The organism is Undibacterium sp. KW1 (genome assembly GCF_009937955.1).
Classification (GTDB): domain Bacteria; phylum Pseudomonadota; class Gammaproteobacteria; order Burkholderiales; family Burkholderiaceae_D; genus Undibacterium.
In genome coordinates this window covers 2,661,612-2,677,260 of the sequence record NZ_AP018439.1, presented here as the reverse complement: position 1 = coordinate 2,677,260, position 15,649 = coordinate 2,661,612, and the positions used below count along the sequence as shown (strand labels likewise).

Below are 15,649 nucleotides of genomic sequence, written 5' to 3'. Positions count from 1 at the left end.
TTGAGCCCCAAAAAAAGTGCATGCAGCACCGACTGTCCGCAACAGTACTTTAGTCTATTAAGCATGCCCACATTGGAAAATCTGGTCGCGCAAGCCGGATTCAAACTATGATGAGATAAGAAGCAGCTTATACCTTGTAAAGCCAACGGGCACCGGAGTCTTGGAGTTAATAATGCATCCTATTCCAACCTGGACTGAACAAATCAAAGCAGCAGCCGTCACTGGCCTCATCGTGTTTGCTGCATGTGTACTGGGATACTCAGCCGCCCCTTGGGACATCTTGCGGCACTATGGCCAGCCAATGCCATCATAATAGGCCTGCTTGTACACTTCCCATCGCTAAACAAGTCCTGCGGATGGCTAGCCGCGATATCGGCGTACATAGCAACCTTCGAAATGATGGGCAACAATTGGTCATTCAGTTTATTGTTAACTGGCGGAAATCTGGTTTGCGTCATCACTGGCGTACTGCTCTTTTCATGGCTGGATGAAGAACATAGACGCTTAAAACACCCGCTTTCTGTCTTTTATCTTGCGCTTGTAGCTTCTTGCGCCGCCGCGGCGGCCGGTGTCTTTGGCACCATGACTGATACTAGCCTGTCAAATGCTGGCCCGCTCAAAGGCCGGGCATTCTGGTTCGTGAATGAATTGGTCAATTTGATGGCAATTTTACCTGTCATGCTCAGCTTGCCAGATTTATCAGGATTCAGATTAAACCGTCGCCGTGCTTTCAAGACTTACAGCATCCAGCCTGGCAAGATTCTACCTGTCTGCGCCCTTCTGGCGTCCTTTGTGTTGGGCATCATCATAGGCGGCCCGGGTGCCCCGGTTTTCTCTATCCCTGCTTTACTGTGGTGCGCACTCAGCTATGACATTTTCATCACTAGCGTACTGACCTTGTTTTACAGCGGCTGGGTATTGATTTCCATGTCCATGGGCTACCTGCCCATCTCCATCGTCAACATGAATTCACGCCCCATGCTGCTGTCAATACGCACAGGAGTAAGCTTGCTGACAATGGCGCCACTGACTGTAGCCTGCGTCATGGCAGCGCGCGAAGAACTCTTGCGTCAACTCAAGTACATTGCAGAGCACGACCAACTGACCAGCCTCTTGAACCGGCGGGCATTTAATGAGCGGGCTTCCAGCAAATTGTGCGCCTTGGCTGAACAAAGGCGCCCGGTAGCAGTACTGATGCTGGACATCGACAAATTCAAGGATGTCAATGATACGTATGGCCATGCTGGTGGTGACCGTGTGCTGGTGGCGTTTGCGCGCATAGCCAGCGCTGGCTTGCGTGAAGTCGATACACTGGGTCGTATCGGTGGTGAAGAATTTGCGGCCATATTGCCCGGCTGCAGCCGCAAGGATGCTGAAATGATAGCCGAGCGGATACGTAGCAAACTTGCCAGTACTCCGATAGCCATTGGTGATGACCAGCAAATCAAGGTCACTGTCAGCATAGGAATCAGCCTAATCCACCAAGCCGTGCCTGATATTGAAGCACTATTGTTAATCGCAGATAAAGCACTCTACCGCGCCAAGGAAAATGGGCGCAATCGAGTAGAAACGGACGATCTTGATGATATAAAAAATAAAATGATCAGGTTCCAACCTAATTGAGGCAACCAGGTTAGAAACTGATCAAGACATACCATAGGCAGAAGCACGCAAGTACCCAAGCATTTATCAGCATGAGGCAGGAAGCTTTTACACCTCCAGCCATTCTTTACGGATATTGTCGTTGGCACGCAAATCTGCAGGTGTGCCTTCAAACACAATGCTGCCATGTCCCATGACATATACGCGCTGTGAAATTTCCAGCGCAATTGCCAATTTTTGTTCTACCAATAAAACGGAGATACCGCGATTTTTCAGCTCCTTCAAGTATTCGGCTACCAGTTCAACAATCTTTGGTGCCAATCCTTCTGTGGGTTCATCAATCATGATCAGGTCAGGATCACCCATCAAGGTGCGGCATAGCGTCAGCATTTGCTGCTCACCGCCGGACATCACCCCTGCCTGGGTATTCCTGCGCTCACGCAGACGCGGAAACATCTGATACATGTCTTCCATACTCCAGCGCGGCTTGCTTCCCTTGGGGCGACCAGATTTTTCACCCAGCATCAGATTTTGTTCCACCGTCAGACCAGGAAAAATATCACGGTTTTCAGGTACATAGCCCAGGCCTTTATGGGCAATCTGGAAGGCTTTCAGACCGATGATTTCCTCGCCCTTGAACAAGATGGAACCAGTCGCATCGACCTGTCCCATGGTTGCCTTGACGGTAGTCGAGCGCCCTACGCCATTGCGCCCCAACAGGCTGACAATTTCACCCGCATTGACCTGCATATCAACACCATGCAGGACGTGGCTCTTGCCATAGTATGCATTCAGATTTTTTATCGTCAGTAAGCTCATTCAACCTCCACCGGCGCATGACCACCCAGATAGGCGTCTTTGACTTTTTGATTATTGCGGATATTGGCAGGCGTGTCGCAGGCAATGACTTCACCATAGACGACCACGGCAATTTTATCGGCCAGGCCGAAGACCACGCTCATGTCATGCTCCACCATCAACAGGGATTTGCCGACCGTGACCTTGCGTATGAGCTCAACTGCTGCATCAGATTCTGACCTGCTCATGCCGGCAGTAGGTTCATCGAGCAAAATCACGTCAGCACCGCCAGCGATGGTGATACCAATTTCCAGCGCACGCTGCTCTGCATAGGTTAGCAAACCGGCCGTGACATTACGCCTGCGTTTCAGGCCTATCTGTTCCAATACTGCTTCTGCCCTTTCATGTGCATCCTTCAATCCATTCAGCCTGTGCCAGAATGAGTATTTATATCCCAATGACCACAATACTGCGCAGCGCAGGTTTTCATATACGGACAGACGGTGAAAAATATTCGTAATCTGAAAACTGCGTGACAGGCCACGGCGGTTGATTTCATACGGTTTCAATTGCGTGATGCTCTCGCCATTGAGCAGGATATCTCCGGAAGTAATAGGAAAGCGGCCAGAAATCAAATTAAACAGCGTGGATTTGCCTGCACCATTAGGGCCGATAATGGCAAATCGTTCGCCTTTTGGCACCTGCAAATTGGCACCCTTGATGATTTCCGCACTGCCAAAGGATTTTCGTACGTCTTTTAATTCAAGCGAAAAGCCTGTCATGCTTGCGCCCTCCGCATTTGCTCTTCAATTTCAGTATTGACTTCGCCCCAATGTTCGGCAAAACCATTCTTCAACTTCGCGCAGGCAAAAATACCCAGGGCGATAACGACAGCTGTCACTCCCCAGGAAACGCTACTGGCCGTGTCAATGGAAACGCCAAACATCTCTATGACAGCACTCTGGCTGGCCTCCAGTGTGCGTTGATACAGCATTTCCACTGCCAGAATGGTTCCAGCCGTGGTCGCTGCCGCTGCCAGCACCAGTTTCCACATACTAGGCCATACCCGCTTGAACATGCCAAACTTCGCCACGCGCAAATTCATCATGATGATGCTGGCCATGCCGCCAGGCGCATACATGACGATGAGGATGAAGAAAACACCCAGGTACAACTGCCATGCCTTGGTCAGGTCTGACAGCATCACGGTCAGGAACACCCCTATGATTGCCCCTATCATTGGGCCAAAGAAGAAGCCCACGCCACCAATGAAAGTGAACAGCAACACAGCACCTGAACGTATGGCGCTGACATTTTCTGCAGTGACGATTTCAAAATTGATGGCAGACAAGCCGCCAGCAATACCTGCAAAAAAAGCTGACAATATCAATGTCAGGTAACGCACCCATTGGGTATCGTAGCCTATGAACTCAACGCGTTCAGGATTATCGCGAACCGCATTGACAATGCGCCCCAAAGGCGTTTGTGTAAACGCATACATGCCTACGGTACTGATAAACAACCACATGGCAATCAGGTAATACACCTGGATTTGCGGACCGTAAGTAATACCAAGGAAGGACTGGCCTATGACGCGATTGGTCGAGATCCCACCCTCGCCACCAAAGAAACTGGGGAACATCAGGGAACAGGCAAACACCAGCTCCACCATACCCAAAGTAATCATGGAGAAAGTCGTACCAGACTTCTTGGTCGTAACGTAGCCAAACAACACCCCAAAAAACATGCCTGCAACGCCACCAATCAAAGGAATCAGGGTGACCGGGAAAACCAGGCTGCCAGCAGTGATCATATTCATCGCATGGATGGCGAAGAAAGCTCCCAGGCCAGAATAAACCGCGTGACCAAATGACAGCATACCGCCCTGCCCCAACAGCATATTGTAAGAAAGGCCGAAGATCATCAGTGTACCGATTTGCGAGAGCAGAGATAATGATCCACCGCTACTGAATATCATCGGTGCCAGAATAAGCAGCATGGCAAAGCTGCCCCAGATAATCCAGCGTGCCAGATTGATAGGTTTGAATACTAAAGCTTTGCTCATCTTTTATCCTTCACGAGTGCCGAGTAAACCTCTGGGCCTGAAAATCAGGATGAGTACCAACAAGAGATAAGGCAAGATAGGTGCTACCTGTGCAATCGTCAGACTCAGCAAGGCATAGCCAGGCGCTGTGGCACTGATGATCATGCCCAGTTTTGCGAACACGGAGACGAAGGAGTAATCCAGCGCTACGGCAAATGTCTGCAATACCCCTATCAGCAGCGATGCCACAAAAGCACCTGCCAGCGACCCCATACCGCCAACCACGACGACGACGAAAATTATGCTTCCCAAAGTCGCTGCCATTCCTGGCTCGGTGACAAAGGCATTACCGCCCACAACGCCGGCAAGCCCGGCCAATGCGCAACCGCCGCCAAATACCAGCATGAAAACGCGCGGGACATTATGTCCCAGCGCTTCCACAGTATCAGGATGAGTGAGAGCAGCCTGTATCACCAGACCTATGCGGGTACGTGTCAGCAACAGGTAAATCGAAGCCAGCATTACCAGCGCAACCAGCATCATGAAACCGCGATAGATGGGGAATGTCGTCGTGTAAAGGGTAAACAAGGGGCCATCCAGAGACGCAGGGATGGGATAAGGAACAGTAGATCTGCCCCAAATCAGTTGCACCAGTTCGACAATCACATAAGACAGCCCGAAGGTAAATAGTAATTCGGGGATATGCCCGTATTTATGCACGGAACGCAGGCCATATCGCTCTACCATTGCACCTAGCAAACCAACCAATAACGGAGCCAAAAACAAAGCTGGCCAAAAGCCGATTTTGATACTGATGGTATAGGCAAAGTAGGCGCCCAACATGTAAAAACTGGCGTGGGCGAAATTGAGTACGCCCATCATGCTGAAGATCAGCGTCAGTCCGGATGAAAGCATGAACAACAGCAATCCGTAACTGACACCGTTCAGCAAAGTGATCAGTGTGAATTCCACAGCCAAGATCCTTTTCAGAAAATTCTTGAACGATCGTACTATTTATAGGAAAAAAAAGAGAGTGCGCATGAAGCGACTCTCTTTTTTTTAAAGGACTAGCCTGGTCGTTTCATCTGGCAAGAAGATGGCTGTGACGCGACAAATGCATCGATCTTTTGATTGGTTTTCCAACCCATGCCGGTATTTTCCTGGTCAAATTTAACATCCTTGCCATTGGTTTTAACCCAGGTTGCTATGTACAATGGCTGTTGTATCTGGTGATCAACCTTACGCATGTTCGCGTCACCGTTCAGGCTCTTGAAGTTCAAGCCTTCCAGTGCGAATGCAACTTTGACTGGATCAACAGATTTGGCCTGCTTGACAGCCTGCCCCATGGCAGCCAGGACAGAATAAGTCGCCATGGAATAGTAATCATCCTTGTACTTGGTCTTGAACCCTTCAACGATGTCTTTACCTGCAAAGGTTTCGTTATTCGCATTCCAGTAACCGACATACTTGACCCTGTCCATACCCGCCGCACCCATCGCCGTAGGCACACCCGTTGTTGATGCGTAGTAGGTGTAGAAATTGGATTTCAGGTCAGCATCCTTTGCGGACTTGATCAGCAAGGCCAGGTCGGCACCCCAGTTGCCGGTAATAACGGTGTCCGCGCCGGAAGCCTTGATTTTTGCCACATAGGGAGAGAAATCCTTGACCTGGCCAATAGGATGCAGATCATCGCCAACAATTTGTATATCTGGGCGTTTGCGTGCCAGGTACTCTTTGGCAGCGCGGGTAACCTGATGTCCAAACGAGTAGTTCTGGCCAATGATATATACCTTCTTGATGTTTTTATCAGCAGCCATGAAGGTTGTCAGCGCTTCCATTTTCATGTCCGAGTTGGAATCAAAACGGAAATGCCAGAAGCTACATTTGCTATTGGTCATGTCAGGATCAACAGCAGCATGGTTCAGATAAACAATTTCCTTACCGGGATTGCGCTCATTATGCTTGTTGACGGCATCCTGCAAAGCCAGGCCTACCGCCGAGCCATTGCCCTGTGTGATATAGCGAAAACCTTTATCAATGACTGTTTTCAATACATTCAGTGACTCTTGTGGACTACCCTTATTATCAAAACCGACAACTTCAAATTTATGTTCCCCCGCCCATTTTTCAGCATTGGCTTTATCAGCAATGTATTGATAGGAGTTCAGAATATTTTGCCCAACTGGCGCAAAAGCACCTGACAGTGGATCGATGTAGGCGATCTTGATGGTATCAGCCATCACTGCGGGTACGGCGAAGGTTAAAGCGACTGCAGCAAGGCTGGCACGTAAAGGAAATTTCATTTGTCTCTCTCCGGTATTCTCATTGTTGGAATCTAGATTTTTTTCGTTTTATCGCTACTTCCAGAACCTGAACTATACATAGTCAGGTTCTGCACTTCTTATGCAGTTGGTAGTTTATATTCCTTGAATTGCTCCCTCAGTTTATTTTTCAAAATTTTCCCTGTTGCGCCTAATGGCAGGCTTTCTATGAAAACCACGTCATCAGGCAGCCACCATTTCGCAACTTTTCCGTCAAAAAATTGCAGTAATTCCTCTTTAGTGACTTCCGCACCAGGCTTCTTGACCGCCAGCAGCAATGGGCGCTCATCCCATTTGGGATGGAATACACCGATACAGGCCGCTTGCAGGATTGCCGGGTGTGAGACCGCTACATTTTCCAGGTCTATCGTACCTATCCACTCGCCACCCGATTTGACCACATCCTTGCTGCGGTCAGTAATCTGCATATAACCATCATCATCGATGGTAGCCACGTCACCAGTCGGGAACCAGCCATCTTCAAGAACATCACCGCCTTCATTCTTGTAATAGCTATTGATAATCCAGGGGCCTTTGACCAGCAGGTTGCCATAGGTTTTGCCGTCCCATGGCAATTCCTGGCCAGCGTCATCAACGATCTTCATATCTACGCCATACAGGACATGGCCTTGTTTCTGGAGTATCGCTTGCTTGTCTTCTTCGGCCAGGTCAGCATGTTTGGTCATCAAGGTACCAGCAGTGCCAAGCGGTGACATTTCTGTCATGCCCCAGGCATGGACTACCTCTACACCATAGGTATGACGCAAGGTCTTCATCATGGCTGGCGGGCAGGCAGAACCACCAATCACTGTGCGTTTGAAAGTCGAAAACTTCAGATTATTTTGTGCCACATAAGTCAGTAGACCCAGCCAGACGGTAGGTACTCCTGCAGAGAAAGTGACTTTTTCCTGCTCAAACAATTCATAGAGAGATTTGCCGTCCAGATGCGGGCCCGGGAAAACCAGTTTGGCACCGTTCAATGGTGCAGAATAAGGCAGGCCCCATGCATTTACATGGAACATCGGTACTACCGGCAAAACAGAATCGCGTGCCGATACGTTCAAGCCATCTGGCAAGGATGAGCCATAAGAATGAAGGATGGTTGAACGATGAGAATACAGAGCCCCTTTAGGGTTGCCTGTCGTACCTGAGGTATAACACAGACTGGAAGCAGAATTTTCGTCGAAGAGTGGCCAGACAAAATCGTCACTATTGGCTTCGATTAAATCTTCATAGGCCATCAGATTCGGAATTTTGCCATCTGCAGGCAATTTATCCCGGTCACACATCATGATATAGCCTTTGATACCAGGGCAATGCGCAGCAATTGCCTGCACGATAGGCAGGAAGGTCATATCAAACAGCAAGTACTGATCTTCTGCATGATTGGCTATATAGGCGATTTGCTCTGGATGCAACCTGGGATTAATGGTGTGAAGAACAGCGCCCGAACCTGAGACAGCATAGTAAGCCTCCAGATGACGATAGCCATTCCAGGCCAGCGTGGCAATACGGTCACCGATTTTAACGCCCAGTTTGGCAAAAGCATTCGCGAGTTTTTTTGAACGTTTATGGCATTCGCTGTAGTTATAGCGATGGATGTCCCCTTCTACCCGGCGGGAAACTATTTCATTCTTTCCAAAATAACGGTCAGCATGTTCAATGAGGCTGGAAATAAGCATGGGCTTGCTCATCATTTGCCCCATCAAGGGACTCTTCACATAAGACGACATTTGTTCTCCTGAAATGTGCAGCGTTATTGATTACTTTGGCAATCGCGCAAATTGCTGAATATTATTCTTTACCGATTTTTGTACGACCGTACTAATCCGTCAATCAGTATTTTTTCTGCAATGCACAAAGTAGTCTCTTTTCATCCTTTCCGTTTTAGCACCTCCACAAACAAAAATGCGGGAGATAAGCTCTCCCGCATCGCACCATTCAACAAATTTACTTTGTGTCGAAAAAAGAGTCCGACACCTCTAGCCTACCGCCTTCTTAACGCTTGCCTGGTGGGCCACCTTCCCCCGACTCCAGCACAAAACCTGCTTTTGCATCTTTTCCCAATATCTTGACCAGATAGGGCATGACTTCTTTTAGAGTAGCCAGCAAAGTCCATGGCGGATTAAGGATGAACATGCCGCTACTATGCAAGCCAAAACCATCTGGCGTTGGGCCGCTGATGGACAAGGTAACATTCAGCCAGCTATTCGCTTGCAGTCGTTTAAGTTTTTCTGGCAAAGAACGGGACTCCTGGCGTTGCAGTACCGGATACCAAACAGCAAAGGTACCGGTAGGGAAACGTTTCAAGCCATCCTCCAGAGATACCTTGACGCGTCGGTAATCATCCTTGACTTCATACGGCGGATCTATCAACACCATGCCGCGTCGTGAAGGTGGTGGCAGCAATGCCTTCAGACTTTCAAAGCCATCGCCAGCCGAGATAATCACACGCTTGCCTCTGACCGTCTGGCGCTTACCCTGCTCAGCCGCATGGGCATCAAGTTTGCGGAAATTTTCACTGAGTATCTTGATTTCGCTAGGGTGCAACTCAAACAGGCGCAGTCGGTCTTGCTCGCGCATGACTATATTGGCGCAATAGGGTGATCCTGGGTAATAGCGCAACTTTCCACTGGGATTAAGCCCTCTGATCAAATCCATATACGATGCCAAAGCTTCGGGCATGTCTTTTTTGTCCCACAAGGGAGCAATGCCAGTCTCAAATTCAGCATTTTTACTGGCATAACCGCTGTCAAGGGCGTACAGGCCAGCACCGGAGTGCGTGTCTATATAAGTGTAGGCAGTGTCTTTTTGCCCCAGATATTCCAACAATTGAATCAAGACAAAGTGCTTCAGGACGTCGGCATGATTACCGGCATGAAAGCCGTGGCGGTAGCTCAGCATAATAAAATCTTTCAAGAATGAATAGGCAACCTGCCGCTGGCAAGTCGCCCGAAAATGGTAGCAAGCGGTGACAGGTCGTGGCGGGCCAGCTAATTTAGCCAGCTAGCTTAGCCTACCCGTTTGCCGAGTATGATCAAATCGCGCTCTATGCCGTCCAGCGTTGCCACCTTTGGCATATTTGCCCAGGTTGCAAAGTCAAATGCAGCAAATAACTTCAAACTAGGCACATTGTGACCAAAAATGAAGCCCAGCAGAGTGTGAACCTTGATTTCAGGGGCATGCGCAATAGCCTGCGTCAGGAAATAACGCCCCAGACCCTGACCACGTGCAACCTCATGCAAGTAGATGGATAATTCAGCAGTGCCGGAATAAGCAGGCCTGCCATAAAAATTTGAGAATGATAACCAGCCTATGATTTGACCATTCTGTTCAGAGACCCAGAGTGGACGAGATTCAGGCTTGTGCTCATGAAACCATGCATGACGCGACTCTACCGTAATTGGCTCTGTATCGGCGGTAACCACGCGCGAAGCAACTGTGGAATTGTAAATGGCAACAATTTGCGGCAAATCTTCAAACTGCGCCAGTCTATGAGTAAATTCTGCGGCCATCGTCATTAAATTGTATGAGTAGCCCGGGAAGAACGTACTGCCGCACCTAGCAATTCTTCTACACGCAAGCGTATGCGGTTACCACTTTCATCTTCCGGAAAATGCACGCCTATACCCTGTGACTTGTTATTGCCTGCACCGGCAGGTGTAATCCAGGCAACCTTGCCGGCGATAGGATATTTATTAGGGTCATCCAACAAAGTCAAAATCAGGTAAATCTCTTCACCCAAGCGATAAGTCTTATTGGTAGGCACGAAAATGCCGCCATTTTTTAAAAATGGCATATAGGCTGCAAACAAAGCAGCTTTTTCTTTAATCGCCAGCGACAACACCGAAGGACGATTCGGTGAAGGCATATTAAGCGGAGCACCGGGATCTGCTGGTAAATCTGACATGTTCTGGCTTTCGCAATTCTTTAATCAAATAGTGCCGAATAATGCGGAATATTCAAGCAGCATATCTTCCAAAAATAATTTGGCCGACAAAGGGTGACTGGCAATCGCCTGTCTTTCATTGCAATTCTTAATGAATTGTTGCAAGGCTGGCTCATCAACCTGCATGGACAACGACTTCAACTCCTGCTCATAGCGAGGATGATACCGGATTCTGCCGCTTTGTTTATAGGAAAATATATCGTAGAGCCAACGTTGTAGCCAGCCGACGACGACTGGCATTTCCATTTTCTGCATCTTGTCGGCAGTTTTAAGGCTCAACTCAGTACCAGGTTTACTCAAAAACCGTATAAATTCATCCAGATCAGCACGCAAGTCTGAATGTGCCATGTCGAATGCTGCCAAAGGCGCTCCGCCCTGTTGAGCCAACCAGACATCGGCATCCTTGATGCCCTGCTTATGCAGCCATTCCAGCGCAATACCAGCATCCGGCAAGCCAAGTCCAAACTTGTGACAACGCGACAAGATGGTTGGCAGCAACCTGTCTATGCTGTTTGAGACCAGAATGAATACCGTATTGGCATTGGGTTCTTCCAGGGATTTCAACAAAGCGTTTGCCGCAGGCACATTCAGCGCCTCGGCAGGATACAGAACGATGACGCGCCGGCCGCTACGGTGGGTAGAAATATTCATGAAATCCGACAACGCGCGGATTTGATTAATGACGATTTCCTTGGAAGGCGCTTTGCTGGCCTTGCTGGTTTTGGCAGGAGCTTCAGCCTCTTCACCAGCTGGCGCATCTTCTTCGTCCAGCAGTTCTGGCCTGACGCGGCGATAGTCGGGATGGCTGTATTGAGCAAACCAGCCACAAGAACCACATTGCTGGCAGGCGTGCCCACCCTGCCATGGGTTTTCGCAAAGCAGTGACTGCGCCAGATGCTCGGCAAACACAGTTTTACCTATCCCTTGCGGCCCATGCAATAAAAAGGCATGGGGCAAGCGTTGTCCCAAAGCCTGTATCTGCTGCCAGGCATCTTCTTGCCAGCTATATAGGGGATGTTGCGTCATCTTGTTTGCTGAGCAGAGCCCAGTAACTCGTCAATCAATATATCCAGTTGCGAACGTATGATCTCTATGCTTTGCGTGGAGTCGATAATCCTGAAACGTTGAGGAAACTCTTTGGCGCGGCGCAGATATTCATTGCGGGTGGCAGCAAAAAAATCTGCTTTTTCCTGTTCAAATTTATCCAGATCACGGGTTGCATCAAGGCGTGCACGCGCCACTTCCAGAGGAACGTCGAACAATAGAGTCAGGTCTGGCTGTAAATCAGGGTGTACCCATTGTTCAAGGGCATTGAGTTTATCCAGTGACAAATTCCTGCCGCCCCCTGATAGGCAAAGCTGGCATCAGTGAAACGGTCAGAAATGACCCAGTCGCCGCGCGCCAAAGCTGGCTCTATGACCTGGGCAATGTGTTCGCGCCTGACAGCAAACATCAGCAAGGCTTCTGTCTCCAGATGCATTTTTTGCTTTAATAGCAATTCGCGCAAGGTCTCACCTAGTGGTGTCCCCCGGGCTCACGACTGCAAATCACTTTTACATCTTCGGCTTGCAGCTTGTTTTGCAAACGCTCTGCCACATAGGCGATATGGGTGGACTTACCCGCACCGTCTATGCCCTCAAAACTGATAAATTTTCCTGAGTGCTTCATTATTTAATTCTATGTTCTATTAATGCACCTTGACGCAATCAACGTTGGTACTTGTTCACTGCGCGATTATGGTCATTCAGGTTATCGGAAAACTGACTGGTACCATTTCCACGCGCCACGAAGTATAAAGCATCACTATGCGCAGGGTCCAAAGCTGCAGAAATGGATTCCATGCCTGGCAAGGCAATCGGTGTGGGTGGCAGACCAACCCGGGTATAAGTGTTATAGGGGGTATCAGTCAACAAGTCACGCTTATATATCTTGCCCTGATAGCGCTCGCCCATGCCATAAATGACAGTAGGATCGGTTTGCAGTAACATGCCAGTACGCAAGCGATTCACAAAAACCGAGGCTATCATGGGGCGTTCTGATTTTTGCCCGGTCTCTTTTTCTATGATGGAAGCCATGATCAGGGCTTCGTAGCGATTCTTGTAAGGCAAGCCATCAACCCGCTTTTTCCAGGCCTCATCAAGTTTTTTCAATAATTGGCTATGCGCCTGCTGATACAGCTGCACGTCTGTACTACCCTTGGCAAACCGATAGGTATCAGGAAAAAACAAGCCTTCAGCTTGCGGAAAATCAGGCGTGATCTTGCGCATCAGCTCGGCTTCACTCAAACCCTGGGTTTCATGTTTGATGGCAGGATGCGCATCTACCAGTTTGCGCATTTGCTGGAATGTCCAGCCTTCTATGACCGCCAAGCTGGCCATGGAAAAATCGCCATTGACGATCTTGTTCAGCAAGTCCACTGGCGTTTTACCTGCCTCGATTTCGAAAGAACCAGCTTTCAGGCGATTTTCCTTACCCATCACTCGTGCCAGCGCTTCAAACATCAAGGGTTGAATGGGAACGCCAGCTTCATACACCTGACGGGCGGACGCACGCACGCTACTGCCTGGCTTGATGGTGAACTCCTTGACCTCGCCCTCTGTAAAAATGGCTTGCTGCATCCAGTAATAGAAGCCGCCACCTGCGGTCAGCGCGAGCAGGATCAATAATACAAATAGTTTTTTTATGAAACCCATGTAGGCAGCTTAATCAAAATTGAGGGAGTTCTGACGAGATTTTACAGACGCTACTATAATTCGCCTGAACAGGTGCAGGCGGTATTGTAAAGCCAGCGCTGACAATAAGCGAATCAGCAAAGAAGAGTGAGTATAACAATATGACATGGGAAGACTTTTTATCCAGCCAGGGTGCCACTGTGGAAGATCTGAATACAACCGGTTTTGCCCCACATTGGCAGTCAGATGCCCTGCAAACAGGATTTATAGCCGCTTTAACCGACCTTGGCATGATCAGGGTTAGCGGTGAAGATGCCCCGTCATTTTTGCATAATCAATTAAGCAATGATGTAGAGCATCTGAGTGCTGCCGAGCTGCGACGTGCTGCTTACTGCACCCCCAAAGGGCGCATGCTGGCCAGCTTTATATATTGGAAAGATGGCCAGGATATTTTCTTGCAGCTATCAAAAAGCATACAAGCTACTGTACAAAAACGCTTGCAAATGTTTGTTTTACGGGCAAAAGCCAAATTGCACGATATCAATGCCGAATACGTCGTTCTCGGGCTGGGCGGTGCTGCTGCCCCGGCGGCACTGCAAGAATGGTTTCCTGAATTACCAGCCAGACCCGACCAAAAGCTGAGTAATGAGTATGGCAGCTTGCTACGCGTTGCTGACGCCAACAATGCACCGCGTTATCAATGGATAGCACCTGTAGAGATTGCAAAGCAAGCGTGGCCAAAATTAAGCACCCAATTGCGTGCGGTAAACACCAGCGCCTGGCGCGTGACTGAGATTCAGGCTGGCATTGCCATCGTCATCGCCAGCACACAAGAGAAGTTTGTCCCGCAGATGATCAATTTTGAACTTATCGGTGGTGTGAACTTTAAAAAAGGCTGTTACCCAGGGCAGGAGATAGTCGCTCGCAGCCAATATCTGGGCAAGCTCAAACGCCGCATGGCAATAGCCTTGGTGCATGCGACAGATGTAGTAGCAGGAACCGAAGTATTTCATAGCGATGATGTCAGCCAGCCTTGCGGCATGATCGTTAATGCAGAACAACATCAGGAAGGCAGTTCCCTGGCCTTGATAGAAATGAAGCTAGCCGATCAGGAGAGCGGTCAGCTCACCCTAGGCTCGGCAACTGGCGCAACGATAGAACTGCAGGCGCTGCCGTACGAGATTACAGATATTACCCAATAATCGCGCAATAAAGAATCAAAAGCAGGCATATGAATTGCTATATCTATTTTAAAGCCAGCGCTAGCAAAGAAGCAGAAGTACTGCAGCAGGAACGGCTGTTGCAAAATCTGATGCGCCAGGCCTATCAGCAAAGCCCAGGCTTGCAGAGACGCCCGACAGAACAGGATGGCATGCATACCTGGATGGAAATTTATCATCAGGTCACGTCCGATTTTGAACAGCGGCTTGAGTTGGCTTACGCGCAAACTGGATTGAAGCAATTACAGTCTGGTGAGCGACATATGGAATATTTTTTGGATGTAGACTTATGTGCCTGATCGTCTTTGCCTGGAAACTGATACCCTGCACACCTATCGTGTTCGCAGGTAACCGCGACGAATTTTATGACCGGCCGGCCGCTGCGGCTGATTGGTGGCAAGACTACCCCAACATATACGGCGGGCGTGACCTGCAATCTGGCGGCACGTGGTTGGGCATGACTACGATCGATGGCGCAGATAGCCTGACCAGCAAATTTGCCGCCATTACCAATATTCGTGCACCTTCTGAAAAGCGTGAAGATGCCCGATCGCGCGGAGAATTGGTTGCGAATTACCTCAAGGGTGATTTGAGTGCGCAAGGGTATATCGCCAGTATTCGCGACACTGTTGCTGACTATAACGGCTTCAATTTACTGATCGGCGACAAGGAAGACCTGATCTGGTTTTCGAATCGCAATCAGGATGATGTGCGCAACGGACAGCCCCTGCCTCCGGGTATTTATGGTATTTCGAATGCATCACTGGATACGCCATGGCCAAAAGTTGTCAGAACCAAGGCAGAATTTGCCAGCATGATATGCCAGCGTGCGCCAGTGGATGCTTATTTTGAAGTACTGGCCAACACCACCCCTGCCCCGATTGCCGCTTGCCTGACACTGGCGTTTCATTTGAAATGGAACGTTTGCTGTCATCGCCCTGCATAGTCTCGCCGAATTATGGCACCCGGGTTTCTACGGTAGTCAAAGTCCATAAAGACTATCCGTCAGAATTCAATGAAAAGTTATTGCGTTAAGTAAGTGT

At 49.1% G+C, this 15,649-nt stretch carries 15 protein-coding genes and 2 pseudogenes; 5 read left to right on the top strand and 12 right to left on the bottom strand.

The genetic code is table 11. The features are described from left to right. Positions 1 to 172: 172 nt before the first annotated feature. Both UNDKW_RS12080 and UNDKW_RS12075 read left to right on the top strand, forming a co-directional pair. The gene (locus tag UNDKW_RS12080) at positions 173 to 313 is read left to right on the top strand and encodes a hypothetical protein (RefSeq protein ID WP_162058889.1); all 141 of its coding nucleotides are present in this window, start codon (positions 173 to 175) and stop codon (positions 311 to 313) included. A 269-nt stretch (positions 314 to 582) separates the two neighbouring features. After that, positions 583 to 1,623: a GGDEF domain-containing protein gene (locus tag UNDKW_RS12075; RefSeq protein WP_162058888.1), complete on the top strand. Its 1,041-nt coding sequence runs from the start codon at positions 583 to 585 to the stop codon at positions 1,621 to 1,623. An 87-nt stretch (positions 1,624 to 1,710) separates the two neighbouring features. Here the strand turns inward: UNDKW_RS12075 and UNDKW_RS12070 are convergent, their stop codons facing one another. From UNDKW_RS12070 to mltG, 12 genes and pseudogenes are all read right to left on the bottom strand, one after another. Further along, positions 1,711 to 2,421, bottom strand: coding sequence for an ABC transporter ATP-binding protein (locus UNDKW_RS12070; RefSeq protein ID WP_162058887.1), 711 nt, complete (start codon positions 2,419 to 2,421; stop codon positions 1,711 to 1,713). After that, positions 2,418 to 3,182: an ABC transporter ATP-binding protein gene (locus tag UNDKW_RS12065; RefSeq protein ID WP_162058886.1), complete on the bottom strand. Its 765-nt coding sequence runs from the start codon at positions 3,180 to 3,182 to the stop codon at positions 2,418 to 2,420. The genes UNDKW_RS12070 and UNDKW_RS12065 overlap by 4 nt, the downstream gene beginning before the upstream one ends. Continuing rightward, a complete protein-coding gene (locus UNDKW_RS12060) occupies positions 3,179 to 4,465 on the bottom strand; it encodes a branched-chain amino acid ABC transporter permease (RefSeq protein ID WP_162058885.1) in 1,287 nt (428 codons plus the stop codon). The genes UNDKW_RS12065 and UNDKW_RS12060 overlap by 4 nt, the downstream gene beginning before the upstream one ends. Positions 4,466 to 4,468: 3 nt before the next feature. Further along, positions 4,469 to 5,416 carry a branched-chain amino acid ABC transporter permease gene (locus UNDKW_RS12055; protein WP_174244937.1) on the bottom strand — a complete coding sequence of 316 codons (948 nt, stop codon included), beginning with the start codon at positions 5,414 to 5,416 and terminating at the stop codon, positions 4,469 to 4,471. Between the two features lie 95 nt (positions 5,417 to 5,511). Beyond that, positions 5,512 to 6,747, bottom strand: a complete 1,236-nt coding sequence (locus UNDKW_RS12050) for a branched-chain amino acid ABC transporter substrate-binding protein (RefSeq protein WP_162058884.1) — start codon at positions 6,745 to 6,747, stop codon at positions 5,512 to 5,514. 98 nt (positions 6,748 to 6,845) lie between these two features. Further along, positions 6,846 to 8,498 (bottom strand): 3-(methylthio)propionyl-CoA ligase, encoded by a 1,653-nt coding sequence (locus UNDKW_RS12045; RefSeq protein WP_162058883.1) that lies wholly within the window; start codon positions 8,496 to 8,498, stop codon positions 6,846 to 6,848. A 265-nt stretch (positions 8,499 to 8,763) separates the two neighbouring features. Further along, positions 8,764 to 9,669: a 23S rRNA (adenine(2030)-N(6))-methyltransferase RlmJ gene (locus UNDKW_RS12040; RefSeq protein ID WP_162041276.1), complete on the bottom strand. Its 906-nt coding sequence runs from the start codon at positions 9,667 to 9,669 to the stop codon at positions 8,764 to 8,766. Between the two features lie 107 nt (positions 9,670 to 9,776). Further along, positions 9,777 to 10,280 carry a GNAT family N-acetyltransferase gene (locus tag UNDKW_RS12035; protein ID WP_162058882.1) on the bottom strand — a complete coding sequence of 168 codons (504 nt, stop codon included), beginning with the start codon at positions 10,278 to 10,280 and terminating at the stop codon, positions 9,777 to 9,779. A gap of 5 nt (positions 10,281 to 10,285) precedes the next feature. After that, positions 10,286 to 10,675, bottom strand: a complete 390-nt coding sequence (locus tag UNDKW_RS12030; protein WP_162041274.1) for a PilZ domain-containing protein — start codon at positions 10,673 to 10,675, stop codon at positions 10,286 to 10,288. Positions 10,676 to 10,699: 24 nt separating this feature from the next. After that, positions 10,700 to 11,740, bottom strand: coding sequence for a DNA polymerase III subunit delta' (holB, locus tag UNDKW_RS12025; RefSeq protein ID WP_162058881.1), 1,041 nt, complete (start codon positions 11,738 to 11,740; stop codon positions 10,700 to 10,702). After that, positions 11,737 to 12,382 (bottom strand): annotated as a pseudogene (tmk, locus tag UNDKW_RS12020) (dTMP kinase). The gene holB and the pseudogene tmk overlap by 4 nt, the downstream one beginning before the upstream one ends. A gap of 38 nt (positions 12,383 to 12,420) precedes the next feature. Beyond that, entirely contained in the window at positions 12,421 to 13,407 is a 987-nt protein-coding gene (gene mltG, locus UNDKW_RS12015; protein WP_174247585.1) for an endolytic transglycosylase MltG, read from the bottom strand. 140 nt (positions 13,408 to 13,547) lie between these two features. Between mltG and UNDKW_RS12010 the strand changes: the two genes are divergently transcribed. From UNDKW_RS12010 to UNDKW_RS12000, 3 genes and pseudogenes are all read left to right on the top strand, one after another. Beyond that, positions 13,548 to 14,588, top strand: a complete 1,041-nt coding sequence (locus UNDKW_RS12010; RefSeq protein WP_162058880.1) for a folate-binding protein YgfZ — start codon at positions 13,548 to 13,550, stop codon at positions 14,586 to 14,588. A gap of 29 nt (positions 14,589 to 14,617) precedes the next feature. Then, positions 14,618 to 14,905: a DUF4936 family protein gene (locus UNDKW_RS12005; protein ID WP_162058879.1), complete on the top strand. Its 288-nt coding sequence runs from the start codon at positions 14,618 to 14,620 to the stop codon at positions 14,903 to 14,905. Then, a pseudogene (locus UNDKW_RS12000) lies at positions 14,896 to 15,641 on the top strand (NRDE family protein). The gene UNDKW_RS12005 and the pseudogene UNDKW_RS12000 overlap by 10 nt, the downstream one beginning before the upstream one ends. Positions 15,642 to 15,649: the final 8 nt, after the last annotated feature.

What these genes read in the sequence shown, in the direction of transcription:
- UNDKW_RS12080 (WP_162058889.1), top strand. Translation starts at nt 173, where the DNA reads ATGCATCCTATTCCAACCTGGACTGAACAAATCAAAGCAGCAGCCGTC.
- UNDKW_RS12075 (WP_162058888.1), top strand. Translation starts at nt 583, where the DNA reads ATGACTGATACTAGCCTGTCAAATGCTGGCCCGCTCAAAGGCCGGGCA.
- UNDKW_RS12070 (WP_162058887.1), bottom strand. Translation starts at nt 2,421, where the DNA reads ATGAGCTTACTGACGATAAAAAATCTGAATGCATACTATGGCAAGAGC.
- UNDKW_RS12065 (WP_162058886.1), bottom strand. Translation starts at nt 3,182, where the DNA reads ATGACAGGCTTTTCGCTTGAATTAAAAGACGTACGAAAATCCTTTGGC.
- UNDKW_RS12060 (WP_162058885.1), bottom strand. Translation starts at nt 4,465, where the DNA reads ATGAGCAAAGCTTTAGTATTCAAACCTATCAATCTGGCACGCTGGATT.
- UNDKW_RS12050 (WP_162058884.1), bottom strand. Translation starts at nt 6,747, where the DNA reads ATGAAATTTCCTTTACGTGCCAGCCTTGCTGCAGTCGCTTTAACCTTC.
- UNDKW_RS12045 (WP_162058883.1), bottom strand. Translation starts at nt 8,498, where the DNA reads ATGTCGTCTTATGTGAAGAGTCCCTTGATGGGGCAAATGATGAGCAAG.
- UNDKW_RS12040 (WP_162041276.1), bottom strand. Translation starts at nt 9,669, where the DNA reads ATGCTGAGCTACCGCCACGGCTTTCATGCCGGTAATCATGCCGACGTC.
- UNDKW_RS12035 (WP_162058882.1), bottom strand. Translation starts at nt 10,280, where the DNA reads ATGGCCGCAGAATTTACTCATAGACTGGCGCAGTTTGAAGATTTGCCG.
- UNDKW_RS12030 (WP_162041274.1), bottom strand. Translation starts at nt 10,675, where the DNA reads ATGTCAGATTTACCAGCAGATCCCGGTGCTCCGCTTAATATGCCTTCA.
- holB (WP_162058881.1), bottom strand. Translation starts at nt 11,740, where the DNA reads ATGACGCAACATCCCCTATATAGCTGGCAAGAAGATGCCTGGCAGCAG.
- mltG (WP_174247585.1), bottom strand. Translation starts at nt 13,407, where the DNA reads ATGGGTTTCATAAAAAAACTATTTGTATTATTGATCCTGCTCGCGCTG.
- UNDKW_RS12010 (WP_162058880.1), top strand. Translation starts at nt 13,548, where the DNA reads ATGACATGGGAAGACTTTTTATCCAGCCAGGGTGCCACTGTGGAAGAT.
- UNDKW_RS12005 (WP_162058879.1), top strand. Translation starts at nt 14,618, where the DNA reads ATGAATTGCTATATCTATTTTAAAGCCAGCGCTAGCAAAGAAGCAGAA.